We start from the raw sequence: 26,114 nt of genomic DNA, 5'->3' as shown, positions 1-26,114 counted from the left end.
CGTCCGCTATTTGAGAGGATTGCTCTGTGAACACTGAATTTGAATCCACTGCAGATCGAGTCGTCATCATCGGTGGTGGCCCGGGCGGATACGAAGCCGCACTGGTTGCCGCCCAATTGGGTGCGGACGTGATGCTGATCGAGCGCAACCGCTGCGGTGGGGCCGCTGTCCTCACCGATGTCGTTCCGTCGAAATCACTCATCGCCACGGCCGAGATGATGGAAGAGATCGGCCGCTCTGAGAGCTTGGGCATCCGCATCTACGACAGCGAGGGCGATGACGGCGATACGGTCGTCGCGGACCTCAAGGCCGTCAATAAGCGCATCCTGTCGCTGGCCGACGCCCAGGCCAATGACATCTACGAAGCCCTGGTTCGAGCAGGTGTCAAGGTGATCCAGGGAACCGCGACCCTGGCTGACCGAGATCATGTCAACGTCGTCGAAGAAGGCGGCACAGAGTACACGCTCGAGGCGTCGACGATCCTCCTGTCTGTGGGCTCTCATCCCCGTGAACTCGACTCGGCGAAGCCGGACGGAGAGCGCATCCTCTCCTGGACGCAGCTCTACGACCTCGATGAGATCCCCGAACACCTCATCGTCGTCGGCTCAGGCGTCACCGGTGCGGAATTCGCATCCGCCTACCGTGCGCTGGGAACGAAGGTCACACTGGTCTCCTCCCGTGAGAAGGTCCTGCCTGGTCAGGACGAGGATGCTGCCGACGTGCTGGAGTTCGTGTTCCGCAATAAGGGCATGAACGTCCTTTCTCGGTCGCGCGCCGACTCGGTGAAGCGGACCGAGAACGGTGTCGAGGTGATTCTGTCGGACGGCCGTCGTGTCGAAGGCTCACACTGCCTGATGGCCGTCGGTTCCATCCCGAACACCGAAGGCCTCGGCCTGAGCGCCGCGAAGGTCAAGGTCGCCGAGTCCGGTCATATCAAGGTTGACGGCGTTTCGCGCACCTCCCGCTCCGGCGTGTACGCGGCAGGTGACTGCACCGGTGTGCTTCCCCTGGCCTCCGTAGCGGCGATGCAGGGGCGGATTGCGATGTTCCATGCGCTCGGTGATGCCGTGCAGCCGCTGAAGATTCGTCACGTGGCATCCAATGTGTTCACCGCCCCTGAGATCGCGACCGTCGGCTTCACCCAATCCGACTACCGGGAGAACTCGACCGACATCGATACGGTGATGTTGCCCCTGGACACGAACCCTCGCGCCAAGATGCTTGGCATCAAGGACGGATTCGTCAAGCTCTTCGCCCGCCGAGGTTCGGGTTCGATACTGGGCGGAGTCGTCGTCGGTCCTCGTGCCAGTGAGCTCATCCTGCCGATCACCATGGCTGTGGAGAACCGCCTGACAGTCGATCAGCTCTCCGCTTCGTTCGTCGTCTATCCGTCGGTGAGCGGATCCCTGACAGAGGCATCACGGCAGCTGCACCGCCACCTGTAGAAGATTTCTCTCTCCGAACTGTCGATATCGGGACCAGCCACCCGTCAGTATGGTGTCAGGCACCTTCGCTTGACGTGCTCAGCAGATGCTGGCGCACAACTGAGGTAAGGAGAGAGATATGAAGTACGCACTTCTGCTCATGGGAAATGTCGCCGATGCCGAATGCGGTGCGGACGAGGGACCTGATCCCAGCGAGTTCATGGCCTTCGATGAGGAGATCAACGCGGCAGGCATCGTCGTCGGAGGATTCGCCCTCGAAGGACCTGAGACCGGTGTGCGTGTCAGTACTGCGGCTGCTGAAACCGTCGTAACCTCGGGACCGTTCGCAGAAAGCGGTGAATTCGTCGGCGGAAGCTACGTCATCGAGGTCGCGAATATCGACGAGGCGATCGCGTGGGCGGAGAAGAGCCCGGGGTCCGCTCTGGGCCACATCGAGATACGACCCCTCGCCGACTACTGATGGCCTCTGCAGGCAGGGCCGAGCAGCCGGCAGTCGCTGCGATTCTCCACACAATCGATGTTGAGGACCGTGGGCGACTGCTTGCAGCTCTGGCAGCGAAATTCCATGATCTCGACCTTGCCGAGGATGTCCTCCAAGAGGCCATGGTGCGGGCCCTGGAAACCTGGACTCACCGTGGTGTGCCGCAGAATCCGCAGGCATGGCTGATGACTGCTGCGAAGAATCGGGCACTCGACATCATTCGCTCCGATGCGGTGAGGGCGCGGCGACTTGCCGGACTTCGCATCGAATCCGAGGCCGACAACGGTGATCATGTCGACCACGCAGTCCGCCTCGGCGAAGAGCTGAGCTCAGTGGGCATTCCCGATGAGCGACTTGGCCTGTTCTTCACCTGCTCACACCCGACCCTGAGGGAACGGGAGAGGATCGCCCTCATCCTGCGCTTCCTGGCTGGTCTGAGCACCGCCGAGGTTGCAGCAGTGTTCCTCGTGGATACGACGACCATGCAGCAGCGCATCGTCAGAACCAAGAAACGGATCACCACAACGGGCATTCCTTTCGGCACACCCACAGCGGGGCAGCTGCACGGGCGCCTTCCCGGGGTCCTGAGGGTTGTCTATCTCATCTTCACTCAGGGGTTCACACCCACGACAGGTGTCGACCACAGCCGAACCGATCTGCAGCGGGAGGCAATAGCATTGGCGCGGCTGCTCGTGACGCTTTTGCCGCAGCTGACCGAGGCCAGAGGCCTGCTGTCGCTTCTGCTGCTCACGGGTGCGCGAGCCCCGGCACGAACTGACTCCGCCGGGGTGCCAGTGCCCTTGGCCGAGCAGGACCGCAGGCTGTGGGATCCGAAGCTCATCGCCGAAGGACTGGGGCTGGCGCTCACTGCCGCGGGTGAACCAGGGGCCGGCTCGTACACAGTCCAGGCCGCGATTGCGGCATTGCACGCTGAGGCCGTCACCTATTCGGAAACCGACTGGGCGCAGATCCTCGTCCTCTACGGCCTTCTCGCACGACTCGAGCCAGGCCCCGTCGTGGAGCTCAATCGGGCTGTGGCCAAGGGAAAGGCGAAGGGTCCTGAGGACGGGCTCACCGCGCTCGAGGACCTGGCCGCGGAACCAGGATTGGAGGGGTATCGCCCCTTCCACATCGCACGGGCCCTGACATTTGGTGAGCTGGGGATGCCCGAGCATGCAGAAGCGGCTTTCAGGAGGGCACTTGACTGCCCGGGCAATGATGCCGAGTCCGATTACATCGAGACACAGATCAGGGATCTGCTCTCCTGAGACCGTTTCAGGCGGCGTTGAACGGTCTCAGGCACCGCTGAACGGTCTCAGGCGGCGAAGCGGATGATCGGCTCGCCCGACCTCACCGAGACGCCGGCATCGACGAGCACCTCGGAGACAGTGCCTGAATGACCGGCCTTGAGCGGCTGCTCCATCTTCATCGCCTCGATCACGGCCAGGGTGTCACCGGCTTCGACAGTGTCACCGGCTGCTACGGAGACTGACACGATCGTGCCCTGCATGGGTGCGTTGAGCGAGTTCGAGTCGTCGGCCAGCTGAGCCCCCTTGCGGCTGAGGCTGCGCTTGCGGCGCGGCACACTCGGACTCGGGACGTGCCCGAGGTCGGAGATGACGTCCTTGGGCACCGAGACGGTCATCCGGCGGCCATCGACCTCGACCACAACACTGAAACTATCGGTTGATGTGCTCATCTGATCTCCTGGTTGCGGGTCGGCAAGTGGATTGACGAAAGTGGTTTCGAGCCAATTGGTCCAGACCTCGAAGTCCTGGGCGAAGGCCTTCTGCGCGACGAGTACGCGATGGAGGGGAAGCAGAGTCGATACGCCCTCGATGCGGTACTCATCCAAGGCTCGTCGTGCTCGTGCCAGAGCCTGGTTCCTGTCGGCTCCGGTGATGATGAGCTTGGCCAGCATCGGATCGAAGTCCGTGCCGACGACGCTGCCTTCGCCGATGCCCGAGTCCAGGCGCACGCCCGGCCCGGCCGGAGCTCGGTGGTTCTTCACCGTACCCGTTGCGGGGAAATACGTCGTGGGGTCTTCGGCATTGATCCGGAACTGGATCGAGTGACCGCGAACCTGCGGGAACGCGTCAGGAAGGTGTTCCCCAGAGGCGATGCGCAGCTGCCAGGCGACGAGGTCGACGCCCGTGACCTCTTCTGTCACCGTGTGCTCGACCTGGATCCGCGCATTGGCCTCCATGAAGATGATTGTGCCGTCGGTGCCCAGGAGGTATTCGCAGGTGGCCGCCCCGACGTAGCCGACATGGGCGAGAACGCGGATTGAGGCCTCGGTGACGAGTCGCTCCTGATCGGGGGTGAGGAACGGCGCTGGGGCCTCCTCGACGATCTTCTGATTTCGGCGCTGCAGGGTGCAGTCGCGGGTGGAGAGGACCTGCACATTGCCGTGGGCATCGGCCAGACACTGGGTCTCGATGTGGCGCGGGCGCACGATCTGCTTCTCAATGAGGCATTCGCCGCGTCCGAAGGCGCTGAGCGCTTCACGGGTGGCGGCGGTGTAGGCGGTCTCGAGGTCCTCGGCCGCGGCGCAGGCGCGAAATCCGCGTCCGCCGCCGCCGTGGACAGCCTTGATGACGACCGGATAGCCGATCCTGTTGGCCACCTCGGCGGCGTCTGTCAGATCTGCGACGGCTCCGTCGGAGCCGGGAGCGACAGGAGCAGAGACAGCCTCGGCGACCTCACGAGCACCGGACTTGTCACCCAGGAGCTCGATCGCCGACGGGGGAGGACCGATCCAGGTCAGACCGGCATCGATCACGGCCTGAGCGAACAGGGCGTTCTCAGCCAGATATCCGTAGCCGGGGTGGATCGCATCGGCACCGGAGCGTTTGGCCAGGGCGAGGATCTTGTCGATGTCGAGGTAGGTCTCCCCGGGGCCGGCTCCGTCGAGGAGCCAGGCGTCGTCGGCCAGATGCACGAAATCGGCGTCCGAGTCCGCGCGGGTGTAGACGGCGATGGCTTTGACACCGAGGTCGTGGGCCGCCCGAATGATGCGCAGCGCGATCTCACCGCGATTGGCGATGAGGACGCGGCGCACAGCAGCTGTGGGGACGAGGTTGTGCAATGCTGCAGTCGACTGTTCGGGGAGAACTGTGGTCATGGCGCTCCTTTGTATGATCACAGAACAATTTAGAGATCGACACCAAGCGTTTGTAGGTCAGAGATAAAAACTTCGGCCGAAAACTTCAAAGGCTTCGGGCGTGTCCGTCTGACCTCAGTGATTCTACTCGCGTGGTGACCACAGATCGGGCCAGAACAGGCCCGAGTCGCGGACCAGATCACGGATCACAGGGAGGCTGAGACCGAGGACGGTGAGATGGTCGCCGGCAAGGCGTTGGACGAACGCTCCTCCGTACCCGTCGATGGTCAGCGCACCGGCAACGTGAAAGGGCTCCTCGGTCGCGATGTATGCCTCGAGCTCCTCAGGAGTCGGCTCGCCGATGAGCACCGAGGTCGTCGATCGCTTCGAGCGAATGTCGACGAGCTCGAAGTTCGCCGTCGACGAGTTCGCCTTCGACGAGTTTGCCCGTCTGAGCACGGCGAGCGTGTGTCCCGAGTGCAGCTCGGTCCACGCCCCCGCTATGTCCGCCCACACCTCACGTGTGCGTTCGGCTGTTCCGGGCTTGCCGATCGCGTCGCCGTCGTGTTCGAGCAGCGAGTCCCCGGCAATGATCACTGCGGTATCCGCTGCGGCCAGCTGCGCGGGAGGGGAGGCGAGCACACGATCGATGACGGCACGCGCCTTCGCCTCGGACAAGGCCGTGGTGAGATCCGCGACGGAACCCGCAAAACGTGACTCGATGGCGGACTCGTCGACTTCGGAGACGATGATGATCGGATCGATTCCCGAAGCGGTGAGGATCTCTCGTCGGGACGGGGACTGTGAGGCCAGGACGACAGGGATCACGAGGCTGCCTCAGCTTCGGGGACAGGATCGGCGTCAGTCTCAGGTTCCGTCTCCGACAGCGGTGCAGGGGCCGGCCTGCGTGCGCCCTCGCCCTTCTCCGGGATGTCGAGGCTGCGGTCGACCTCGATGGGGGCCTCGATGCGATCGGCGATCGCTGCGAGAACGGTCGAGGACAACTGGGCATAGCCCAAAGTGCTGGGGAAGCGCCCGGACTCGTTGAGCAGTGATCTGCGTGTGGTCCCACTCAGCGAACCGGTGGCCCGAAGCGGAGTGGCGCGGGCAGCCAGAGCCGCCAGCCACTGTGAGCCGGCGAGCACACGTGAGGTCCTTCGCAAGGACGTCTTGAGCGGATCCCGCAGGCCCGGAAGTCCGCCGAGGTTGGGGCAGACCAGCACGAAGACCGTGTACCTGCCCTCTCTCTGAAGCCGGTTGATCGCCTGGTTGAGCACGGGAATTCCGATGGTGCCGTGAATCGGGTGGATGATGTCGCCGGTCCCGATGGAGATGATCGCGAATCGACGCTGTTCGGTCCACGAATCGGAGAGCTGGCGCGAGAGCCAAGCGGAGCGCAGGATCTCATCGACTTGCCTCGGCAGATCTTCGGACAGAGCTGAGGGGCGCGCGGTTGATTGGACGCGAACTGTGGTGCCCAGGATACGGCCGAGTCCCCGGGCGATGAGGTTGGGAGGAGCCAGCGTCGGGTCGTCGACATCGATTCCACACAGCCATGAGTCGCCGATGATCGCCAGCGCGGCGGAATCCTCATCGTCGTAGTTGCGTGGGGGAGCGACCGCCTCGGCGAAGGTGGAATACGCGCGCTGGGCGTCATCGTCGAACGCTTTGCGAAGCGCGCCTGCCTGGTGGCGGAGGAGACCGACGGCCGACGCGCCGACACCTACAGCGGTCCCCGTCATGGTGGCCAAGGTGTACAACATGCGTTTTCCCACGAATTTCCCTCCTTTAACCGTCATCATTGCACTTCCCAGAGGCTCCCAACAACTATTGTTGAGTTATGTCTGACAATGAGAAGAAGCAATCCCCGAATCGGTTTCGTGGGGCCTGGGACGCGTTCCGCAAAGGCCGAGATGATGGCCGATCCAAACCTTCTGAGCCCGCCTCTCGTGTGCAGGACGTCAGCGCTGAGGAGATCGCGCACAGCCGCATCGAAGCCGAAGCCGTCCCCTATGTGGCACCCGGTCTCAAACTCGCGGCCGCATGGTCCTGGCGTTCGCTTGTCGTGCTCGTTGCCATCGGCGTCGCGTTCTGGCTGCTGGCGAAGATCTCGAGCGTCGTTCTGCCTGTGCTCATCGCCCTCCTGCTCACAGCGCTCCTGGCACCGTTCACCAACTGGATGGTGAAGAAGGGGCTGCCCCGGGTCGCCGCCGCTTTGACCGCCTTCCTCGGATTCATCGTGGTCGTCTCGGGACTCTTCACCCTCGTTGGGCAGCAGATCTACTCGGGTATGCCAGACCTCGTCGATCAGGTGATCACAGGATTCGCCGGCATCAGCGACTGGTTGGCCAGCAGGCCCTTCGGTCTTGATGCTTCCACGGTCTCCGGCTATATCGACGATTCACTCGATGCGGCCACGAACTTCTTCCAGAACAACAGTTCCCAGCTCCTCGGCGGAGCGTGGCAGGCGACGTCATCGGTCGGCACCTTCCTCACGGGTGCCGCGGTGTGCCTGTTCGCGACCTTCTTCTTCCTCTACGACGGAGAGAAGATCTTCCGCTGGGCGATGCGTCTGCTGCCTCTGCCAGCTCAGCCCATTGCCACCGGAGCTTCGGAGCGTGGCTGGACCACCCTCGTCCAGTACGTGCGTGTCCAGGTCCTCGTGGCCGGCGTCGACGCCATCGGCATCGGCATCGGTGCGGCGTTCCTCGGGATACCGCTGGTCATTCCGATGACGGTACTCGTGTTCCTGGCCTCGTTCGTCCCCGTCGTCGGTGCGATCGCCTCCGGTGTTGTGGCTGTCCTGGTCGCTCTGGTCTCAAGCGGGCCTGTCAGTGCCCTGATCATGCTGGCCGTGGTCCTCGCCGTGCAGCAGATCGAAAGCCAGATCCTGCAGCCGTTCCTCATGGGCAAAGCCGTGTCCGTCCACCCGTTGGCAGTCATCCTCGCCGTGACAGCCGGTGGTTTCCTGTTCGGCATCGTCGGCGCGCTGTTCGCTGTTCCACTGGTCGCCGTCCTCAATACGGTGGTGACCTACATCGTCCGTGCCAAGAACCCGAACAGTGCCTCCGATGGTGAAGGCGATGAGGCCGCAGCCGTCCTCGAGCGGGCAAAGGGCAAGCTCGATACCGCTGTTCACGAGGCTGCAGTCGAGGAATCTGACGGTGACTCGACGAAGGGCGACAGCCGAACCGACTGAGTGGGTCCGAGCCAGTTGATCAGGACAATGAATGAAGCTGCAGCACAATGAATGAAGCAGTGGGCGGGTGATCATCACCCGCCCACTGCTTCATTCTGCTTGGTGGCTGCACCCCGTTCGCGGCCTTCGATCAGCCGGAGAAAGGCTCGATGCCCTTGACCTCGACCTTGATCTCCTTGCCGTTGGGAGCTTCGTAGGTGGTCTTTCCTCCGACGGCGACACCGAGCACCGCGGCGCCCAGTGGGGACTTCTCCGAAAACACGTCGATATCCGAATCGCCGGCGATCTCACGGCTGCCCAGCAGGAACCGCATGTCGTTTCCGGCCACCTTCGCGGTGACGACGGAACCGGGGGAGACGGTTTTGCCATCGCTATCGCTGGATCCGACCTTCGCAGACTGCAGGAGCAGCTCGAGCTGGCGAATGCGTGCCTCCTGCTTGCCCTGCTCCTCGCGCGCCGCGTGGTAGCCGCCGTTCTCCTTCAAGTCACCCTCGTCGCGGGCGGCTTCGATCTTCTCAGCAATCTCTGCACGTCCCGGTCCGGAGAGGTGTTCAAGTTCCTGCGACAGGCGGTCGAAGGCTTCCTGAGTCAACCATGTTTCTTCCTGGGTGACATCCTCGGTCATGACTTCTCCTTCTTCGGTTCGGTGCACTGACAGGCGCGTCAGGCAACGAAAAACCGGGCGTTGGGTACGCCCGGATGTTGAATGAAACTACAGTCTAACGCATCTGCACGCGAAAACGATGATCTCCGTCACGCGCGCTTACATCTGTTGTGGGCCTTGTGGGCGTGACGAATGCGAGGCGTACCGTGCCCCACGGCAAGCGTGCAGAAGCTGCTATTCGAACCAGCAGGCGTCGGCGTGTCCGGACGACGCGAACTGTGTCGTGGCCAGATCGACGTCCATCTGTCTGGGCGAGTTGGGGTCGGCGGCGGGATCGGCCGGGAGAGTGATCTCGGTGAAGCCGACGATGGCCTCATTTTCGTTCGTCGCCTGCACGATACAGTGAACATCCCGATCCTGATCAGGAAATATTGCCACTGTGACCTGTGTTAAGGAAGAGTCGACAACTGAATAGTCGAGTGTCTTGGGGGTCGTCGGATTGGTCTGTGGACGAAATGCCACAAACGCAATCGCGATGATCAGGGCAGAGACGATGACGACGGCGATGATTCTGGCTGTTTTTCCGAGATGCCGTTTGGGCTCGCGGACTCGGCCGTATCGATCATCATGCAGTGGCTTTCCCACTGTTACCTCAGTCATTGAATTCCTCATCTACGAACGTTGCGCACTAATCTAGAGTAGTCGATCCGTCTCCCGCGATCATTTCAGCCATTGCGCAGGAAACGGAACGTCACCAGGCTGAATCGAAAGGGACACACCAAACATGACTTCGCTTCCGTACCATGGACTGCGTCTGCTGACGGTTCATGCTCATCCTGACGACGAATCCTCGAAAGGTGCGGCCACGAGTGCGAAGTACGCGGCACTCGGAGCTCGAGTCCTCATCGCCAGCATGACCGGTGGTGAAGCCGGCGACATCCTCAACCCTGCACTGCTGCAGAGCCCGAAGGCCAGCCGCGATATCGCAGGCCTGCGTCGCGAGGAGATGGCCACGGCCGCAGCGGCTCTGGGCGCCGAGCATGTGTGGGTCGGACACGTCGACTCGGGACTGCCCGATGGTGACTTCGACAACCAGACGCCTCCCGGCTGCTTCTACCGAGTCCCCGACGAGGTGGCCATGCTGCCCCTGGTGCACATCATCCGCAGCTTCCGCCCTCAGGTTGTGACGACCTACGACGAGCTGGGCGGGTACCCTCACCCCGATCACATCAAGAACCACGCCGTGACGATGGCGGCCGTGGCGGCCGCAGCCGACCCGGACAAGAACCCGGAACTCGGCGAACCCTGGCAGGTTGAGAAGGTCTACTTCAATCAGGACCTGTCCGCGAAGAAGTGGGTGACCATCCACGAGAAGATGACCGAGGCTGGTCTCGAGTCGCCCTTCGCCGACCACATCGAGGACTTCAAGAAGCGCGATGCCCAGCGGGTCAACTGGCTGAGCACGACGATCGACTGCGCAGAGTTCTTCCCCTCACGAGATCGTGCACTTCTCTCCCACGCCACACAGATCGATCCGGAGGGTGGGTTCTTCTCCGCCTCGCGCAAAGCCGCGCGGACGTACTGGCCCACGGAGGAGTTCGAGCTCGCCATCGACAACACCGGTCGCACGGCTCTGACTCCCGGCGTCGATTTCCAAGAGACTGATCTCTTCGCCTCGGTGACCATGGATGACGGTCGCAAGGTGCCCGCAGAGGGCATGCTGCCGGCATCACCAGACGAAGATGACTACGACGAAACGACAGGTGAGAGTGCATGATTCTGGCTGCAGCACAGGACGCGACCCCCAGCGGAGGTCCCGATCCCGACCTGGTGACTCCCGGCACGATCGGCTTCGTGTCGACTTTGGTGATCGTCATCGTCGTGATCTTCCTCATTCGCGACGCGCTCAAACGAGTTCGTCGTGTACGTGCTCGCGCACATGCCGACGATGCGTATCCGATCCCGATGCGCAAGCACGCCGTGCCCAACCAGTCAAAGCTCTCCGGCGAGTCTGCGCCGGTCGCGGATGAGAAGTCATCGACGGCCGAGGCCGAGAATTCGGAGACTGAGCACGGCGACGCCGGGCAGGGCGAACCAGAGCAGCACAAGCCCTTCAGCTGAGCCCGCAGCTCACGCCTAGTAGGCGGCCACCGCGGCGACAAGGAGTGCGGCAAGATGGCAGCCGTAGCCGGCGACCGTGAGAATGTGGAAGATCTCGTGGAAGCCGAGCCATTTCGGTGAGGGATTGGGCTTTTTGATTCCGTAGATCACGGCTCCGACGACATAGCAGACTCCGCCTGCCACGACGAGGATTCCCACCGCAGGATTGCTCGCCCAGATCTGGGGAATGTAGCCGACTCCGGCGACGCCGAAGCCCACGTAGATGGGAACGAAGAGCCACCTCGGCGCCGTTGTGAAGATGGTCCTGAAGGCCGCCCCCAGAATGGCTGCGCCCCAGAGGACGGACAGGAGCAGGATCGTCTGGTCTGTGCGCAGGGTCAGCACCGCCAGGGGCGTATAGGTGCCCGCGGTGATGAGGAAGATGTTCGCATGGTCGAGTCGGCGCAGGATCAGTCGAGCTCGCGTGCGCCACCGTCCCCGGTGGTAGACGGCGGAGGTTCCGAAGAGCAGCATCCCGGTGATGGCGAAGATCGCGGCGGCGATCCGTGACTCGATGGTAGGGGAGATGATGACCAGAGCCAGGCCGCCGACCATCGCCAAAGGAAAGGCCGCTGCGTGGAACCAGCCACGCAGCTTGGGTTTGACCTGACCGGCCAATTTGTCCAACTCACGCCGGAGAGCGGACCGCCGGCGGGCGATGCGCACAGGGTAGCCGGACTGCGACTCCGCTGAGGGTGTGGAGTCGACTGACCTCTGACCTTCGGAGCCCGGTGACGATGGTTCAGTGACTGGAGCGTTCATGGTTCCAGGATATCGACCTCAGCTGAGGGATCGTGCAACGGCATCCTCGGCGGAGTCGCCGACGGCGCGAGGCCGTCCGGGATAGTACTGTGTAAGGTGGTCGAACCGACCGGACATCGAGTGTGAAAGAGGACAGTGTGGCGCGACCGGTGAGCCTGCTCTACCGTCTCTATGAGCGGCGGCTCCTGCGCGAGCTGGACAAATCTGTACCCGTGCCCAGGCACGTCGGTGTCATCACCGACGGCAATAGGCGCTGGGCGAAGGAATTCGGTGCCACCACCGCCGACGGGCACCGGGCTGGGGCAGAGAAGATCGTCGAGTTCCTCGGCTGGTGCGACGAGATCGACGTCGATATCGTCACGCTCTACGTCCTGTCCAAGGAGAACCTCGCCAGATCCGCCGAGGAGGTCGAGGTCCTCATCGAGATCATCTCTGATCTGGTCGAGAAGATCGCAGCCCTCAAAGGCGTGCGGGTGCAGTTGGTCGGGGACCTGGAGATCCTGCCACCGGGCCTGCGGGCACGTTTGGAGGCGGTCACCTCGGCGGGGGACTGCCAGATGCGCGTCAACGTCGCCGTCGGCTATGGAGGACGGCAGGAGATCGTCAACGCGGTGAAGTCCCTGCTGCGCCTGCGCACTGATGAGGGTACAGATCTGGAGACGATCATCTCCGAACTCTCCCCGCAGCAGATCAGCGAACATCTCTACACCAAGGGGCAGCCGGACCCTGACCTCATTATTCGTTCCTCCGGTGAGCAGCGCCTGTCCGGGTTCCTCATGTGGCAGAGCGCCTACTCGGAGTTCTATTTCTGCGAAGCGTACTGGCCCGACTTCCGTCGCACCGACTTCCTGCGTGCGGTCCGCGACTACGGACTGCGCCAGCGCCGCTTCGGAAAATAGGTCTCGGGCTCACCTCGGTTCATACGAAGTTCACGCCCACGACTCTCCCGAACACGCGTGCCGTCACTCAGTCGGCATCGATTCGGGGATAGGTTGGCAGTAGTTGGTCGACACCAACCCGAGATCAGGGGGATGTCAAGACTCGGATCTCGGCGGTACTCACGCCACAGGGGTCCTCATGACCGCACATACCCACACTTACGTTCTCGACACCTCGGTGCTGCTCTCCGATCCGGGGGCACTGTTGAGATTCGCAGAACACCATCTCGTCATTCCGCTTGTCGTCGTCTCCGAGCTGGAAGCCAAACGCAACCATCCGGAACTCGGTTTCACCGCCCGCAAGGCACTGCACATCCTCGATGACTTCCGTTCCGAATTCGACCGGCTCGATGAGCCGATCCCTGTCGGTGATGCCGGCGGCACATTGCGAGTCGAACTCAATCACGTCGATGCATCGACGATGCCGATCGGCTTCGATCGTTCGGAGAACGACACTCGCATCCTCGCCGTGGCCCGGAATCTGGCGGCTGAAGGCCAGGACGTCATCGTGGTCACGAAGGACGTGCCGATGCGCGTGAAGGCTTCGGCCCTCGGGCTGCACGCCGAGGAGTATCTGGCGGAGCTGGCCACCGATTCCGGATTCACGGGGATGAGCGAACTGTCACTTGACGAGGCCGAGATGTCGCAGTTCTACGAAGAAGGGTGGGCCACCACCCAGGCGGTCTCCGATGAGGTCGTCAACACCGGCGTCGTCATCACCTCACCACGTGGTTCCGCACTCGGTCGTGTCCGCTCGGGCAAGCGGGTGTCGCTGGTGCGCGGCGATCGTGACATCTTCGGTGTCCATGGCCGCTCCGCCGAGCAGCGAGTAGCCATCGACATGCTCCTCGACGATGCGCTGGGAATCGTGTCCTTGGGAGGGCGAGCCGGAACGGGGAAGTCCGCACTCGCCCTCATGGCCGGCCTGCAGAAGGTCCTCGAGGAAGGCAAGCATTCGAAGATCATGGTCTTCCGCCCGATCTATGCCGTAGGCGGACAGAGCCTCGGGTTCCTCCCCGGCAGCGAGGGCGAGAAGATGAACCCGTGGGCAGAAGCGGTCTTCGACACACTTGGGGCTCTGGTCAGTAAGAACGTCATTGAAGAGGTGATGAACCGTGACTTGCTCGAGGTTCTGCCGCTCACCCACATTCGCGGCCGGTCCTTGCATGATGCGTTCGTCATCGTCGACGAGGCACAGTCGCTGGAACGCAATGTGCTGCTGACGGTGCTCTCACGCATCGGTATGAATTCGAAGGTGGTGCTGACCCACGATGTGGCTCAGCGAGACAATCTTCGAGTGGGTCGACATGACGGCGTCGCCGCTGTGATCGAGAAGCTCAAGGGCCATGACCTCTTCGCCCACGTCACCCTGACCAGGTCGGAGCGCTCCGAGATCGCAGCCCTGGTCACCGATGTGCTCGAGGAGTTCGATCCCTTCCGCTCCTAGCCTGCGCAGCGCGCCGCGCGCACCGGCGACTCGAGAGGCGACGGCGCAGTCGATAGCCGACTTCAGCGTCGATGGGCGACCGTGGCCTTGAGGGGCGAGTTCAGGGAGTCCGCTCTCGACGCTGCGGTGTGCGCTCGATGAGGTGAACGCAAGGGGCCGGCTGCCAGGATGTGATGTCCTGGCAACCGGCCCCCTGTGCTGAGCGACGTCTGCTGTGTGGACCACTCGCAATCTGTGTGGCCTACTCGCAGTCTGTGTGACTTACTTGTAGTCGCCGATCATCGTGGTGACGTCGAGTGCCTTGTCGAGGTCAGCCTCGGTGATGGAGCCGTCGGAGACGAAGCCGAGATCCATGGTGGCTTCTTTGACCGTCATCTTGTTGGCCACGGCGTGCTTGGCGATCTTCGCCGCCGATTCGTAGCCGATGACCTTATTCAGCGGAGTCACGATGGAGGGGCTCGCCTCGGCGAGGAAGCGGGCGCGTTCCTCATTGGCCTGGAGCCCGTCGATCATCTTCTCGGCCATCACGGTCGAGGAGTTCGCGAGCAGCCGAATGGATTCGAGCAGGTTTGACGCCATGACAGGAATGCCGACGTTGAGCTCGAAGGCGCCATTTGTCGACGACAGCGCAACGGTGGTGTCGTTGCCGATGACCTGGGCTGCGACCTGGATCGTGGCTTCGCAGATGACAGGGTTGACCTTGCCGGGCATGATCGAGGAACCGGGCTGCAGGTCGGGGATGGCGATCTCGCCGAGGCCGGTGTTCGGTCCCGATCCCATCCACCGCAGATCGTTGCAGATCTTCATGTAGCCGTAGGCGATCGTGCGCAGCTGGCCCGAGGCTTCGATGAGTCCGTCGCGGTTGGCCTGGGCCTCGAAGTGGTTGCGTGCTTCCGTGATGGGAAGTCCGGTCTCTTCGGCGAGGATCTCGACGACGCGTGCGGAGAATCCGGCAGGGGTGTTGATGCCGGTGCCGACAGCAGTTCCGCCCTGAGGAACCTCGGCCACACGTGGCAGTGATGCCTCGATGCGCTCGATTCCGTAGCGGACCTGGGCGGCATAGCCGCCGAATTCCTGCCCCAGCGTCACCGGGGTGGCATCCATGAGGTGGGTGCGGCCTGACTTGACGACCTGGGCGAATTCCTTCGCCTTCTTCTCCAGCGAGGTCGCCAAGGTCTCCATAGCCGGGATCAGCGAGTTGACCAGTGCCTGGGTCACGGCGACGTGCACCGAGGTGGGGAACACGTCGTTCGAGGACTGCGAAGCGTTGACGTGGTCATTGGGGTGAACGTCGATGTCCTGGGATTCCAGAGCCTTCGTCGCTAGGGAGGCAAGAACCTCGTTGGTGTTCATATTCGACGATGTTCCCGAACCGGTCTGGAACACGTCGATGGGGAAGTGGGCGTCGTATTCGCCGGCGATGACCGCCTCGGCGGCCTTCTGGATGGCTCCGGCCCGGTCAGCATCGAGGACTCCGAGTTCCAGGTTGGCCTTCGCGGCTGCCTTCTTCACCTGAGCCAAAGCGGCGATGTGCGCCGATTCCAGGGTTTTGCCGGAGATCGGGAAGTTCTGCACGGCGCGCTGTGTCTGTGCGCTGTACAGGGCATCTTTGGGAACTTTCACTTCTCCCATGGTGTCGTGTTCGATGCGAAATTCTTCGCTCATAGTTGTCCTTTCCGACATGGTGTCTGGGCTATTCGTCTTAGTTTGTCGGCCGCAGATGCGGCCGTGGTCAAGCGAAGTGGGTCGAGACCGCGTCTTCGTCACCGCCGTGCTGCGCGACGACCGTTGTGCGACCGTCATGCAGCTGGTAGGTCAGGCCGACGATGATAAGGCGACCTTCTTCGACTGCGCGGGAGATGATGGCAGAGAGCTGCATGATCTTCTCGACGGTGTCCATGGTGTTCTGCGCGACCGTCTCATTGACGGTTGTGCGGTTGTGTTTGCGTGCCCTGGCCACAGTAGGCAGGATCCGGGCTACGACGTCGGAGATGAACCCGGGGGGAGTCTCTCCGGAGTCGTAGGAGTTGTACGCCGCCGTCACCGCGCCGCAATTGTCGTGACCGAGCACGACAAGAAGGGGAGTGCCGAGAATTTCGACCCCATACTCGAGGGAGCCGAGGGTCACGGGATCGACGACCTGTCCGGCATTGCGCACGACGAACATGTCGCCGAGGCCGACGTCGAAGATCATCTCCGCTGCGACTCGAGAATCCGAACAGCCGAAGAGGGTGACGAACGGCATCTGGTTGTTCGACAGTGCCTCACGCCGAGCGGTGTCCTGATTGGGGTGCTGCGGGACATCATCGACGAAGCGACGGTTGCCTTCGAGCAGACGGTTCCATGCCTCGTTCGGCATCAGAGAGATCCTAACTTCCGGTTGTCAGGCCAGGGATCGAATCGGTGGTGTCCGAATTCGACAGTGACCGGGGTGGATATCAGAGGGTGGGCTCAGATGAGTCCTCGGCGGGCTGCCTCCTCGGCGGCCTCGACATACGAGTGGGTCTTCGCTGCCTGATGCTCGGCGAAGACCGAACGCACGGTTCCTGACTTCGAGCGCATGACCAGCGAGTGAGTGGTGACGTGTCCGCCGTCGAACTTCACACCGTCGAGCAGGTCGCCGTTGGTGATGCCTGTGGCCACGAAGTAGCTGTTGTCACCGGTGACGAGGTCATCGGTGTTGAGCACCTTATCGACGTCGAGCCCGGCTGCAGCCGCAGCCTCACGCTCGGAATCGTCCTGTGGCCACAGACGGCCCTGGATGACTCCGCCCAGTGCCTTGATCGCGCAGGCGGTGATGATGCCCTCGGGGGTGCCGCCGATTCCCATCAGCATGTCGACACCGGTACCGGGACGGCAGGCGGCGATGGCACCGGCGACATCACCATCGGTGATGAGCTGGATGCGGGCCCCAGCGGCGCGGATCTCGTCGATCATTGTCTGGTGGCGCGGACGATCGAGGATCATCACGGTCACAGAAGCTGGATCATTCGTGCCTTTGCCCTTGGCGACGCGGCGGATGTTCTCTGCAACAGGCAGACGCAGGTCGACGGCATCGGCGGCAGCAGGGCCGGTGACGAGCTTCTCCATGTAGAAGACAGCCGACGGGTCGTACATGGCACCGTCTTCGGTGACAGCCATGACCGAAATGGCGTTGGGCATCCCCAGTGCGGTCAGGCGGGTGCCGTCGATCGGATCGACGGCCACATCGCAGTGGGGGCCTCCGCCGTCGCCGACCTGCTCACCGTTGAAGAGCATCGGCGCTTCGTCCTTCTCGCCTTCGCCGATGACGACTCGACCGGCCATGCGGACGGTCGAGATGACGTTGCGCATTGCGGCGACAGCGGCACCGTCGGCAGCGATCTTGTCGCCGCGGCCCACCCAGGGGGCAGCTGCGATAGCGGCGGCCTCGGTGACTCTGACGAGTTCGAGGGCGAGGTTGCGGTCGGGAGCGTCGGCTCCGACCTGTGCTTTCTGGGACCAGGCATCCGTCACAGCGACGGGAGGAGCCTCGGCATCCACTCGGCCTCGTTCATGATGAGATTTCACGTCAGCAGATTCATTGGAGTCACTCATAAGTCCAATTGTGCCACCCCACACGTTCGGCGCCGACATCGGGACGATTTCGCACCGTGACTGTGGCCGCCATCATGAAAGCCCGCCCAGGATTGGCCCTTGGAGCCTTCCCCGAGGACAATGGCGATGTGAACGCCCAATCTGATACCAACACTGTGGGAACGCAGGCACCCGTGACGCGCATGGATGCCGGTCCCGAGGGAGTGCCAATGGCTGACGAGTCCGGAGTGATGCTCCCGGGGTCCAGGGAAGAGATGCGCTTCCTTCGGAAGAACTCGAACTGGGTCAATATGATCATTGCGATCTTCGCCTGCCTGGCCGTCGTCGCAGTGGTTCTGCTGATCGCCCCTCAGCCAGAGGTCGACTCCCAGCGTGTGGTCGACTACCAGACGATTGCGGAGCAGTCCCAGGACAGCGCCGACTTCGATCTCATCGTGCCTGAAATCCCGAGCGGGTGGACCTCGAACGAGGCGAACTTGGACCGTGTGGGCGAATCCGACCACACTTCCTGGTACATGTCCTTCGTCGGAACTGAGCGGCAATGGGTGAGCATTGAGCAGGCCAAGGCCACCGAGAACTGGGCCGAGAACCAGGTCGATGATGCGATTGCTGCTGAGACGGTGACCGTCGGCGGCTCTGACTTCCAAATCTATCGGACTGAGGACGCCAAGGAATATTGGGTCACAGGCAAGGGCGACACTTTCGTCGTCATCACCGCAATCGCGACGCCCGACACCATCGACGCCTTCGCGAAGCAGGTTGCCTCACAGCTGAAGTGAGGCTCAGTCCTCGTCGTCCGAGGATTCTTCGCGCGCCTTGTCGAGGCGCTCACGTGCCCCATCGAGCCATCCCTGGCAACGGTCGGCTAGGGCTTCGCCGCGTTCCCACAGACTCAGTGAGTCCTCCAGCGGTAGGTTTCCTGCCTCCAGCCGTTTGACGATTCCGACCAGTTCTTCTCGTGCCTGTTCGTAGCTGAGGGTGCTGATGTCAGCCTGGTTCTGCTGGGCTGTTGGTTCTGTCATGATTGCGTCCTTTGCGGGATTGTCTGTGCCGATATCTGATCGAATGTGGTGGGGCCGGGCACTATCATCACTCGGTTGCCTGGCTGCCATCTGTGCTCTCCTGTACGGCCGTCACCTCGGCATCGAAGCGGCCGTGCGCAACACGCACGTGGACGCCGTCGCCGGCTGTGACCTCGGCCGAGTCTCTGATGGCTTGGCCGTCATCGCTTTGAACGACGGCGTAGCCGCGTTCGAGCGTCCGTAACGGGGAGAGCGAGCGTGCTTGTGAACGCAGGTGGTTGATTTCGGTCTGCCCCTGCATGATGCGCGTCGTCGTCGCCTGAAAGCTGCGTCGACGGACCAGCCGCAGCTGCTCTTCGTGGGCGGTCACCATAGTCTGCGGCTCGGCCAGCACCGGACGTGATCGGACCGCGGTGAGCATCTCCTGCTCCCGGTCGATGATCCGGTTGACGGCGGCATCGAGTTCCGCCCGCGCGCGCAGCAGGTTCATTGCCTCCTCGGCCACATCCGGCACGATGCGTTTTGCTGCGTCGGTGGGAGTCGATGCTCTCATATCGGCAACTTCATCGAGGATCGGGCGGTCGGCCTCGTGGCCGATCGCCGACACGACGGGAGTGTTCGCCTCAGACACGGCCCGGACCAGGGCCTCGTTGGAGAACGGCAACAGGTCTTCCATGCTCCCACCGCCGCGAGCGATGACGATGATGTCGATCTGTGGGTCGGCATCGAGTTCGGCCAGGTTCTTCATCACTCCTGGTACGGCGTCGGGGCCTTGGACGGCGCAGTTGCGGATTTCGAACGCGGCGGCAGGCCAGCGCAGGTGGACATTGCGAACGACGTCTTTCTGAGCATCGGAGTCCCTGCCGGTGATCAGGCCGATCCGATTGGGCAGGAACGGCAGACGCATCTTTCTGCTGGGGTCGAACAGGCCCTCTGCTCCGAGTTGCTTCTTCAACCGTTCGAGCCGGGCAAGAAGCTCACCGAGGCCGACGGCCCGGATGTCATTGGCCCGCATGGTCAGACGACCGGTCTTCGTCCAGAAATCTGCCTTGAGGTTGGCAACGACATGGCTGCCTTCCGACAGCGGTGCGCCGGTGCGCTCAAGGACGTTCTTCCAGATCTGGACCGGCAACGACATTTCGACATCGGTATCACGCAGAGTCAGGTAGCTGGCCTTGCCGCGGTGATTGAGCTCGACAACCTGTCCCTCGATCCACACACTCGACATGCGATCGATATACGACTTCATCTTGCTTGAGAGCAGACTCAGGGGCCACGGGTTCTCCGCTGTCGTCTCGCCCGCTGTCGCAGCCAGTTCCTGAGCGTCGACTGTTTCGCCGAGGGTCCCGGGAGTGCCGGAAATTCGTTGCGCCATGTTGTCTCCCCTTCCAATCCACCACCCTAACGAACGGTGGTGACATGGCGAATCATCGCCGCGCAGGAACTCAGGCGGTCGGGGATGGATTCCGGATGGTGGGCGCGTGTGATGTGGATTGCTTCACGTTTGTAGCCGTTGTTCAGGTCCCCGGCCTAAACTGAGCTTGTGACTGCGATATCTGTACCTATGCCTACCATCCCGCGCAAGCGTCTTGCTCCGGAGGACATCCGGACGCCCGAAGGCACTGACCAGAAGGTGCTTCTGGCCGCCCCGCGCGGATACTGTGCCGGTGTTGACCGCGCAGTGATCGCCGTCGAGCGCGCACTCGAGCACTATGGTGCTCCCGTCTACGTGCGCAAGGAGATTGTGCACAACCGTCATGTGGTCGACACCCTCTCCGAACGCGGCGCCGTCTTCGTCAACGAGACTGATGAAGTTCCCGAGGGCGCTCGACTTGTGTTCTCCGCGCACGGTGTGTCTCCTGCGGTGCACGCCGAGGCGGCCGCTCGTGAGCTGTCCACGATCGATGCCACATGCCCACTGGTGACGAAGGTCCACCGCGAGGCAGTTCGATTCGCCCGTGACGGTTACCGAATTCTTCTGGTCGGCCACGCAGGTCACGAAGAGGTAGAAGGCACGATGGGAGAGGCTCCCGACGACATCACGCTGATCCAGAACCCTGAGGAAGCCAAGACTGTCGAGATCGGCGGTGCAGAGAGCCTGGTCTGGCTCTCACAGACGACGTTGAGTGTCGACGAGACGATGGAGACGGTCAACATCCTGCGCGAACGGTTCCCCCACCTGCAGGACCCTCCAAGCGATGACATCTGCTATGCCACCTCGAACCGGCAGGTGGCCGTGAAGAAGATCGCCCCGCAGTCCGATCTGGTTCTGGTTGTCGGCTCAGCTAATTCGTCGAATTCCGTGCGTCTGGTCGAAGTTGCTCTGGAGCACGGGGCCAAGGACGCACGTCGCGTCGATTTCGCTCGAGAGGTCGACGAATCCTGGTTCCATGATGTCGCAACGGTCGGCGTGACCTCAGGAGCGAGCGTGCCGGAAGGACTGGTCCAGGACCTTCTCGAACTGTTGGCCGAGTACGGCTTCGGCTCGGTCGAGGAAATCGTCACAGCGGAGGAAGACATCATGTTCTCCCTGCCGCGCGAACTGCGCAAGGATCTCAAGGCCGCCGGGAAGAAGACATCGAACAAACGTGATGGTGCTGACCGGGATCACGACCTGATCTGATCGGTCTCTGGTCTAGTCGGAGCCCGTATGGCGACGTCTCAGATCAGTGGGATCCTGTGCTGCGAATGGATCCTGTCCCGCGGTGCTTGGCCGTGTGAGTTCTTCAGCACTGACTCCGCGGCTGCGTGAGTCGAGCTCAGCAACTGCATCGAGTTCGGTGGCAACGATTCCCGTGTTCGGAAATTTTCGGGCAGTGACGAGGAACCGCGACTCCAGTGAAGAGACGAAACGATTGTAGTCCTCAACCGATCGATCCAGACTCGATCCCATCCGCGTCACGTGCGTGACCAGAGTGCCGATGCGTTCGTAGAGTTCGGTGCCGAGTTTGAGCACCTCCGCCGCGGACGTGCTCATGTCCGCCTGTCGCCAATTGAGCGCCACGGTCTTGAGCAGAACCAGAAGCGTGGCGGGGGAAGCGAGCACGACGTTCTTGCCGAGAGCATGATCAATCATCTTCGGATAGGTGGACGCGGCCGAGGACAGCAGCCCGTCCGTGGGGACGAAGCAGACAACGAAGTCCGGGGCCGAGTCGAAGGACTTCCAATACTCCTTGGATGCCAGCGAATCGATGTGTCGCAGCAGTGCGCGAGCATGATCATCTGCGTTGGAGTCAGAACTGTCCATCCGGGCAGACAGTGGGGTTTTGGCGTCGATGATGATCGTTCCGCCGCCGGGTAGGTTCACGGTCATGTCGGGGCGATGGCGTTTGCCATCACGCATACTGCTGACCTGAGTCTCGAAATCCACGTGGGGGAGGAGGCCTGCATATTCGACGATGCGTTTGAGCTGGACCTCGCCCCAGTCTCCACGCTGAGTCGTCGAGTTCAGCGCGCTTGCCAGTGATCCGGTGGACTCCTGCAGTCTGAGGTTCTGTTGGCTCAGGTGCCCGATCTGCGTATTGAGGCGCGTAATCTGTTCCAGCTGTGTTCGGTCCTGGGACTGAAGGTTCTCCTGCAGGTGATTGACACTTGCCGCCAACGGACCGATGGCCGCGGTGATCTCTCCGGCCATCTGCGCATCGGCTTCCAGATCCTCTGTCCGGCTGGTGAGGATCCGAGACGTCGTCTCCGCTCTCGTGAGTCGCTCGATATAGCGAGAACGCGTGTGCGCGCGTCCGAGGAGGAAGCCGAGGACGACGCTGATGGCGATCGCCAGGATGAGGACGACGATCACTCCGGTGGCGGGGAAAGAATTCATGACTTAAGCGTGACAGACGGCACTGACACGAGATTTAGACCCGCACCTCGGCGCCGGGATAGACTTAGCTACCGTGGCTCTAACTATCGGAATCGTGGGACTGCCCAATGTCGGCAAGTCGACCATGTTTAATGCATTGACCAAGAACCAAGTTCTCGCGGCGAACTACCCGTTCGCGACGATCGAACCAAACGTGGGCGTGGTGCCGTTGCCCGACGCGCGCCTGACTCGATTGGCAGAGATCTTCAGCTCGGAGCGAATCCTCAACGCAACAGTCGACTTCGTCGATATCGCCGGCATCGTCCGCGGCGCATCCGAAGGTGAGGGTCTTGGCAATCAGTTCCTGGCCAACATCCGCGAGGCTGAAGCGATCTGCCAGGTCATTCGCGGTTTCGTCGATGACGACGTGATCCACGTCGAAGGCAAGATCAGCCCCGCTGATGACATCGATACCATCAACACCGAGCTCATCCTCGCCGATCTCCAGACCTTGGAAAAGGCGCGGCCGCGGATCGAAAAGGAAGTGAAGGGCAAGCGAGCCCCGGCTGAGCAGCTGAGCTCGATCGACTCCGCTGTTGAGATACTCGAGAGCGGAAAGACTCTTTACCAGGCGATGCAGGCCGACAAGTTCGATGTCACGGAATTGCGCGAACTTCAGCTGATGACCGTCAAGCCGTTCCTCTACGTCTTCAACGTCGATGACGATGTGCTGGCTGACGAGGAGAAGAAAGCAGAGATGCGTGCCCTGGTGGCACCTGTCGAAGCGATCTTCCTTGACGCCAAGTTCGAGTCGGAGCTCGCCGAGCTCGACGAAGAGGAAGCCCTTGAGATGCTGGAATCCACCGGCCAGGAAGAAGCCGGACTGGACAAGCTGGCACGCGTCGGATTCGACACTCTGGGCCTGCAGACCTACCTGACGGCCGGCCCCAAGGAATCCCGTGCCTGGACGATTCCGAAGGGCGCAACCGCCCCCGAAGCTGCCGGCGTTATTCACACGGACTTTCAGAAGGGCTTCATCAAGGCTGAGGTCGTCTCCTTCGACGACCTCGACGCCAACGGCTCGATGTCCGCAGCCAAATCAGCCGGCAAGGTCCGGATGGAAGGCAAAGAATACGTGATGGTCGACGGCGACGTCGTTGAGTTCCGCTTTAATGTATAAATAAGGCTCTGACCAGGGATTTTACATTTTGGCTACCGTGGAGCTGGGTACTCGCGTTCCGGTTCTACATTTGCAGCTCATCTCAAAATCCGATGATCTCGGGGTTTTGCTGGTTTCCGCCGGCGTCTCGAGGCAAACTGTGCCGTTGACTCTCCGTCGTTGCACGTTCGCCGAATTCGGATGCGCATGAAACCGTTGGTACGGGAATCAAACTCGTTCTGGACCTCGTTTTGGCTGATGCCGCTGACTCAAAATTCGACCTGTTTCAAAATTCGGGCACTCGCCATGTGACTGATTCAGGGCGTCAGATCGTCGATGGCTCATTCTGCAGCGTTGCTCTTTGTGAGCGCGCGTAGGATCTCTTCCCACTTTCCATCAGCCGTCAGCTGCCGATGTCGCCGTGCCGCTGTCTGCCACGATCCGAGCGAGACCGGGAGTTCCCGCCATGTGATACCCGTGTGTTCTCGGTGCAGGATCGCATCCACAACCGTTCGAGCGTCTACCCTCGGTCGTCCGCGTCCGCGCGCAATGTCAGATTCTACGATGGGCTTGACCAGTTTCCATTGTTCGTCGGTGAGTAGCTGACACGGAGGATTCACGAGGGCATCTTTGTCGAGATCGCTTGCATTGGCGTCGCTCGCCTCCTCGGAGACGTCTCGAGCAGCTGCTTCTACGCCGCGCGTGACGGAACACTCCGAGCACCGAGCCGTCGATGGTGGGTTGCTTCCGGCAACCGAACGCTCTACATGCCCGCAGGTCATCTTTAGTTGCCAGGTGACGCGCGGTGTGGGAGGCCCGCCCAACAAATCCCGCAGAAAATCACGTTGGTCCGGACTCAGGGGCAGGGGAGGGCAGCACCTATGACAATGTTCTACGCTGCATTTCTCGATGTTCCAAAAGCCAAGGTGGCAATCCTCGTGTTTGGAACGGAAGTCGGCGTTATCGGCGTTGATTGCAGCGCTAGTACCGGCTTGATCGTTCATAGATGGCTTGTCGAGAAGGGGACGGTCGCATTCGCGACAGGGTTCGCCTGATGCGAACGCCTCGTACGGCTGGTAAAGGTCAAGGTCGATCCACGTTCGACGTTTCGCGTCGGACGCGATTTCCCAGGATTCAACGAGCAGCGCCAGCTCGTGGGATCTTTGCCGGACAAATTGCCGAGCGTCTATATTCCCGGCATTGAGGCTGCTTTCTTGATTGCCATTGGGGGCCTGTGGTGATTTGGGCATGGCCACCACGGCCTCCCTCCCGGTTGTTGGCTATGGCCACGGTCTGGTGTTGAACAGGGTCTTCTTGCGAGACGTAACTGGAAGCTATAACTTCCTGGAACTAATGACTTCCAGCTTAGAGGCTGGTTAGGTGGCAGAAAAGCTTAAGACAGTGCTCGGATCGCGTGTACGCGATGTGCGGCTCGGACGACGTCTGTCGCAGGAAGCTTTCGCCGAGGAGCTCGGAGTGTCGACTCGATATCTCGCCGGGATCGAGCGTGGGGAGCGCAATCTCAGTTTGGATTCGATCGACGCTCTGGCCAAGCAGTTGGAAGTCGAGGCTCTACAACTTTTGACTCGTCCGTAACGATTCGCGCTTATGCCTAACGTTCGCAACAAATGGTTTACAGGACCCGTTCGAGACTTGATCTTGTAGCCGCAGCCCTGTGTGGACATGAGAAGACGAGTCAGGCCGATCTCTTCGCGAAGTCCGCGCAGCCGATGGCCGCGTACCGTTGCTAGCATCTGCCGATTGTTCTCTTCGACCCGCGTTCGGTCCACGGGTTGTTGGGCGAGGTGGTCCTCGAGTGTCTTGCTCAACGTGAGGACTCGGTGTCGTCAGGAACGCGAGAGTCGCTTAGCTCGCGATGAGCACAAATGTGCTGGGCCTTGTGGAACTGATGCTTCGCTTCGAGATGTTTGGGTTCTTCGTGCAGATCTCTGTCCGGATCACTATAAAATAGCGGTCGTTCGCATTCTCAAGCCGGCTATGGATCTCGTCCCAGCCTCGGCTGATCTGCCAGAGCTGTTGAATGCACGCTGTCTTTGAGCTGAAACTCCATGCGGCCCGTGCATTAGAGTCACCGCCAGTGCGCGGGTGCGGTTCGAACAGATTGGTTCGACGAAGCAAGGTTTCTTCGCCGATGGTAGTCATGCCTCCTGTCTCGGTCATCCGACGACAGAAGTGAATCACTATTCTTCTTGGAGTAGAGACCTCGGTAGAGAAAATCCCCCAAGTGCGCATCGAAGAGAGGCGTGGGGGATGTAGTGATAACAAGTCTACGCCGTTGTTGGAAGTTCCGTGCCAGGAGACGCGTAGCACGGGAGGATTTCTATGGGCCATAGCCCGAAGCAATACCTGAGGGCGTGCCAATTGCGTCGCCGACAACTAGGCTCCGTTGGAACATAGC

The 26,114-nt window shown here is 61.7% G+C and carries 25 protein-coding genes; 12 read left to right on the top strand and 13 right to left on the bottom strand.

Features of this window, described 5'->3' with window-relative positions; translation table 11 throughout:
• Positions 1–26 precede the first annotated feature (26 nt).
• The 3 genes from HU144_RS14830 to HU144_RS14820 all read left to right on the top strand — a co-directional run bounded on the left by HU144_RS14830 (position 27) and on the right by HU144_RS14820 (position 3,194).
• Positions 27–1,445, top strand: a complete 1,419-nt coding sequence (locus HU144_RS14830) for an NAD(P)H-quinone dehydrogenase (RefSeq protein ID WP_235351964.1) — start codon at positions 27–29, stop codon at positions 1,443–1,445.
• 118 nt (positions 1,446–1,563) lie between these two features.
• The gene (locus HU144_RS14825; protein WP_235351963.1) at positions 1,564–1,905 is read left to right on the top strand and encodes a YciI family protein; all 342 of its coding nucleotides are present in this window, start codon (positions 1,564–1,566) and stop codon (positions 1,903–1,905) included.
• A complete protein-coding gene (locus HU144_RS14820; protein ID WP_235351962.1) occupies positions 1,905–3,194 on the top strand; it encodes an RNA polymerase sigma factor in 1,290 nt (429 codons plus the stop codon). The genes HU144_RS14825 and HU144_RS14820 overlap by 1 nt, the downstream gene beginning before the upstream one ends.
• A gap of 47 nt (positions 3,195–3,241) precedes the next feature.
• Here HU144_RS14820 and HU144_RS14815 read toward each other — a convergent pair whose 3' ends face one another.
• From HU144_RS14815 to HU144_RS14805, 3 genes are all read right to left on the bottom strand, one after another.
• Positions 3,242–5,050: an acetyl/propionyl/methylcrotonyl-CoA carboxylase subunit alpha gene (locus HU144_RS14815; protein WP_235351961.1), complete on the bottom strand. Its 1,809-nt coding sequence runs from the start codon at positions 5,048–5,050 to the stop codon at positions 3,242–3,244.
• A gap of 123 nt (positions 5,051–5,173) precedes the next feature.
• Positions 5,174–5,857, bottom strand: a complete 684-nt coding sequence (locus HU144_RS14810) for a Maf family protein (protein WP_235351960.1) — start codon at positions 5,855–5,857, stop codon at positions 5,174–5,176.
• Entirely contained in the window at positions 5,854–6,804 is a 951-nt protein-coding gene (locus HU144_RS14805) for an SGNH/GDSL hydrolase family protein (RefSeq protein WP_235351959.1), read from the bottom strand. Before HU144_RS14805 ends, HU144_RS14810 begins: the two co-directional genes overlap by 4 nt.
• A 65-nt stretch (positions 6,805–6,869) precedes the next feature.
• Here HU144_RS14805 and HU144_RS14800 point away from each other — a divergent pair, with 65 nt between their 5' ends.
• Positions 6,870–8,228: an AI-2E family transporter gene (locus HU144_RS14800; protein WP_235351958.1), complete on the top strand. Its 1,359-nt coding sequence runs from the start codon at positions 6,870–6,872 to the stop codon at positions 8,226–8,228.
• A gap of 130 nt (positions 8,229–8,358) precedes the next feature.
• On the opposite strand, the gene greA is transcribed toward HU144_RS14800, so the two are convergent.
• Positions 8,359–8,853, bottom strand: coding sequence for a transcription elongation factor GreA (gene greA / locus HU144_RS14795; protein WP_198395346.1), 495 nt, complete (start codon positions 8,851–8,853; stop codon positions 8,359–8,361).
• Between the two features lie 213 nt (positions 8,854–9,066).
• Positions 9,067–9,492, bottom strand: coding sequence for a DUF4307 domain-containing protein (locus HU144_RS14790; RefSeq protein WP_235351957.1), 426 nt, complete (start codon positions 9,490–9,492; stop codon positions 9,067–9,069).
• Between the two features lie 124 nt (positions 9,493–9,616).
• Between HU144_RS14790 and mca the strand changes: the two genes are divergently transcribed.
• Complete coding sequence (gene mca, locus HU144_RS14785) at positions 9,617–10,609, top strand: mycothiol conjugate amidase Mca (RefSeq protein ID WP_198395347.1); 993 nt, start codon at positions 9,617–9,619, stop codon at positions 10,607–10,609.
• On the top strand, positions 10,606–10,953 hold the full coding sequence (locus HU144_RS14780; RefSeq protein WP_235351956.1) for a hypothetical protein: 348 nt from the start codon (positions 10,606–10,608) through the stop codon (positions 10,951–10,953). The genes mca and HU144_RS14780 overlap by 4 nt, the downstream gene beginning before the upstream one ends.
• 15 nt (positions 10,954–10,968) lie before the next feature.
• On the opposite strand, the gene trhA is transcribed toward HU144_RS14780, so the two are convergent.
• Positions 10,969–11,754: a PAQR family membrane homeostasis protein TrhA gene (gene trhA, locus HU144_RS14775; RefSeq protein ID WP_235351955.1), complete on the bottom strand. Its 786-nt coding sequence runs from the start codon at positions 11,752–11,754 to the stop codon at positions 10,969–10,971.
• A 137-nt stretch (positions 11,755–11,891) separates the two neighbouring features.
• Between trhA and HU144_RS14770 the strand changes: the two genes are divergently transcribed.
• Both HU144_RS14770 and HU144_RS14765 read left to right on the top strand, forming a co-directional pair.
• Positions 11,892–12,653, top strand: a complete 762-nt coding sequence (locus HU144_RS14770; protein ID WP_198395350.1) for an isoprenyl transferase — start codon at positions 11,892–11,894, stop codon at positions 12,651–12,653.
• A gap of 178 nt (positions 12,654–12,831) precedes the next feature.
• Complete coding sequence (locus HU144_RS14765) at positions 12,832–14,139, top strand: PhoH family protein (RefSeq protein ID WP_198395351.1); 1,308 nt, start codon at positions 12,832–12,834, stop codon at positions 14,137–14,139.
• A 261-nt stretch (positions 14,140–14,400) separates the two neighbouring features.
• On the opposite strand, the gene HU144_RS14760 is transcribed toward HU144_RS14765, so the two are convergent.
• The 3 genes from HU144_RS14760 to glpX form a co-directional block, all read right to left on the bottom strand.
• On the bottom strand, positions 14,401–15,804 hold the full coding sequence (locus HU144_RS14760; protein ID WP_198395352.1) for a class II fumarate hydratase: 1,404 nt from the start codon (positions 15,802–15,804) through the stop codon (positions 14,401–14,403).
• Between the two features lie 67 nt (positions 15,805–15,871).
• Positions 15,872–16,498 carry a carbonic anhydrase gene (locus HU144_RS14755; protein ID WP_198395353.1) on the bottom strand — a complete coding sequence of 209 codons (627 nt, stop codon included), beginning with the start codon at positions 16,496–16,498 and terminating at the stop codon, positions 15,872–15,874.
• A gap of 92 nt (positions 16,499–16,590) precedes the next feature.
• Positions 16,591–17,715, bottom strand: coding sequence for a class II fructose-bisphosphatase (gene glpX / locus HU144_RS14750; protein WP_235351954.1), 1,125 nt, complete (start codon positions 17,713–17,715; stop codon positions 16,591–16,593).
• Positions 17,716–17,924: 209 nt separating this feature from the next.
• On the opposite strand from glpX, the gene HU144_RS14745 reads away from it, so the two are divergent.
• Complete coding sequence (locus tag HU144_RS14745; RefSeq protein WP_235351953.1) at positions 17,925–18,494, top strand: DUF4245 domain-containing protein; 570 nt, start codon at positions 17,925–17,927, stop codon at positions 18,492–18,494.
• Between the two features lie 3 nt (positions 18,495–18,497).
• Here HU144_RS14745 and HU144_RS14740 read toward each other — a convergent pair whose 3' ends face one another.
• Together HU144_RS14740 and xseA are read right to left on the bottom strand one after the other, a co-directional pair.
• Entirely contained in the window at positions 18,498–18,737 is a 240-nt protein-coding gene (locus HU144_RS14740) for an exodeoxyribonuclease VII small subunit (RefSeq protein WP_198395354.1), read from the bottom strand.
• A gap of 67 nt (positions 18,738–18,804) precedes the next feature.
• A complete protein-coding gene (gene xseA, locus HU144_RS14735; protein ID WP_235351952.1) occupies positions 18,805–20,112 on the bottom strand; it encodes an exodeoxyribonuclease VII large subunit in 1,308 nt (435 codons plus the stop codon).
• A 189-nt stretch (positions 20,113–20,301) separates the two neighbouring features.
• Here xseA and HU144_RS14730 point away from each other — a divergent pair, with 189 nt between their 5' ends.
• Positions 20,302–21,360, top strand: coding sequence for a 4-hydroxy-3-methylbut-2-enyl diphosphate reductase (locus HU144_RS14730; protein ID WP_235351951.1), 1,059 nt, complete (start codon positions 20,302–20,304; stop codon positions 21,358–21,360).
• Between the two features lie 12 nt (positions 21,361–21,372).
• On the opposite strand, the gene HU144_RS14725 is transcribed toward HU144_RS14730, so the two are convergent.
• Positions 21,373–22,557, bottom strand: a complete 1,185-nt coding sequence (locus HU144_RS14725) for a DNA recombination protein RmuC (RefSeq protein WP_235351950.1) — start codon at positions 22,555–22,557, stop codon at positions 21,373–21,375.
• A gap of 73 nt (positions 22,558–22,630) precedes the next feature.
• Between HU144_RS14725 and ychF the strand changes: the two genes are divergently transcribed.
• Complete coding sequence (gene ychF / locus HU144_RS14720; protein WP_235351949.1) at positions 22,631–23,716, top strand: redox-regulated ATPase YchF; 1,086 nt, start codon at positions 22,631–22,633, stop codon at positions 23,714–23,716.
• Between the two features lie 320 nt (positions 23,717–24,036).
• On the opposite strand, the gene HU144_RS14715 is transcribed toward ychF, so the two are convergent.
• Complete coding sequence (locus HU144_RS14715) at positions 24,037–24,945, bottom strand: transposase (protein WP_235352714.1); 909 nt, start codon at positions 24,943–24,945, stop codon at positions 24,037–24,039.
• A gap of 130 nt (positions 24,946–25,075) precedes the next feature.
• Here HU144_RS14715 and HU144_RS14710 point away from each other — a divergent pair, with 130 nt between their 5' ends.
• Positions 25,076–25,291, top strand: coding sequence for a helix-turn-helix domain-containing protein (locus HU144_RS14710; RefSeq protein WP_328284300.1), 216 nt, complete (start codon positions 25,076–25,078; stop codon positions 25,289–25,291).
• Positions 25,292–26,114 lie beyond the last annotated feature (823 nt).

This window comes from Brevibacterium sp. UCMA 11752 (genome assembly GCF_021532235.1).
Lineage (GTDB): Bacteria > Actinomycetota > Actinomycetes > Actinomycetales > Brevibacteriaceae > Brevibacterium > Brevibacterium antiquum.
This window is presented reverse-complemented; position numbering and strand designations above follow the sequence as displayed.

What these genes read in the sequence shown, in the direction of transcription:
- HU144_RS14815 (WP_235351961.1), bottom strand. Translation starts at nt 5,050, where the DNA reads ATGACCACAGTTCTCCCCGAACAGTCGACTGCAGCATTGCACAACCTC.
- HU144_RS14725 (WP_235351950.1), bottom strand. Translation starts at nt 22,557, where the DNA reads ATGAATTCTTTCCCCGCCACCGGAGTGATCGTCGTCCTCATCCTGGCG.
- HU144_RS14800 (WP_235351958.1), top strand. Translation starts at nt 6,870, where the DNA reads ATGTCTGACAATGAGAAGAAGCAATCCCCGAATCGGTTTCGTGGGGCC.
- HU144_RS14730 (WP_235351951.1), top strand. Translation starts at nt 20,302, where the DNA reads ATGCCTACCATCCCGCGCAAGCGTCTTGCTCCGGAGGACATCCGGACG.
- HU144_RS14740 (WP_198395354.1), bottom strand. Translation starts at nt 18,737, where the DNA reads ATGACAGAACCAACAGCCCAGCAGAACCAGGCTGACATCAGCACCCTC.
- HU144_RS14825 (WP_235351963.1), top strand. Translation starts at nt 1,564, where the DNA reads ATGAAGTACGCACTTCTGCTCATGGGAAATGTCGCCGATGCCGAATGC.
- HU144_RS14760 (WP_198395352.1), bottom strand. Translation starts at nt 15,804, where the DNA reads ATGAGCGAAGAATTTCGCATCGAACACGACACCATGGGAGAAGTGAAA.
- glpX (WP_235351954.1), bottom strand. Translation starts at nt 17,715, where the DNA reads ATGAGTGACTCCAATGAATCTGCTGACGTGAAATCTCATCATGAACGA.
- HU144_RS14780 (WP_235351956.1), top strand. Translation starts at nt 10,606, where the DNA reads ATGATTCTGGCTGCAGCACAGGACGCGACCCCCAGCGGAGGTCCCGAT.
- trhA (WP_235351955.1), bottom strand. Translation starts at nt 11,754, where the DNA reads ATGAACGCTCCAGTCACTGAACCATCGTCACCGGGCTCCGAAGGTCAG.
- HU144_RS14715 (WP_235352714.1), bottom strand. Translation starts at nt 24,945, where the DNA reads ATGCCCAAATCACCACAGGCCCCCAATGGCAATCAAGAAAGCAGCCTC.
- HU144_RS14790 (WP_235351957.1), bottom strand. Translation starts at nt 9,492, where the DNA reads ATGACTGAGGTAACAGTGGGAAAGCCACTGCATGATGATCGATACGGC.
- HU144_RS14820 (WP_235351962.1), top strand. Translation starts at nt 1,905, where the DNA reads ATGGCCTCTGCAGGCAGGGCCGAGCAGCCGGCAGTCGCTGCGATTCTC.
- HU144_RS14765 (WP_198395351.1), top strand. Translation starts at nt 12,832, where the DNA reads ATGACCGCACATACCCACACTTACGTTCTCGACACCTCGGTGCTGCTC.
- HU144_RS14755 (WP_198395353.1), bottom strand. Translation starts at nt 16,498, where the DNA reads ATGCCGAACGAGGCATGGAACCGTCTGCTCGAAGGCAACCGTCGCTTC.
- HU144_RS14745 (WP_235351953.1), top strand. Translation starts at nt 17,925, where the DNA reads ATGGCTGACGAGTCCGGAGTGATGCTCCCGGGGTCCAGGGAAGAGATG.
- greA (WP_198395346.1), bottom strand. Translation starts at nt 8,853, where the DNA reads ATGACCGAGGATGTCACCCAGGAAGAAACATGGTTGACTCAGGAAGCC.
- mca (WP_198395347.1), top strand. Translation starts at nt 9,617, where the DNA reads ATGACTTCGCTTCCGTACCATGGACTGCGTCTGCTGACGGTTCATGCT.
- xseA (WP_235351952.1), bottom strand. Translation starts at nt 20,112, where the DNA reads ATGGCGCAACGAATTTCCGGCACTCCCGGGACCCTCGGCGAAACAGTC.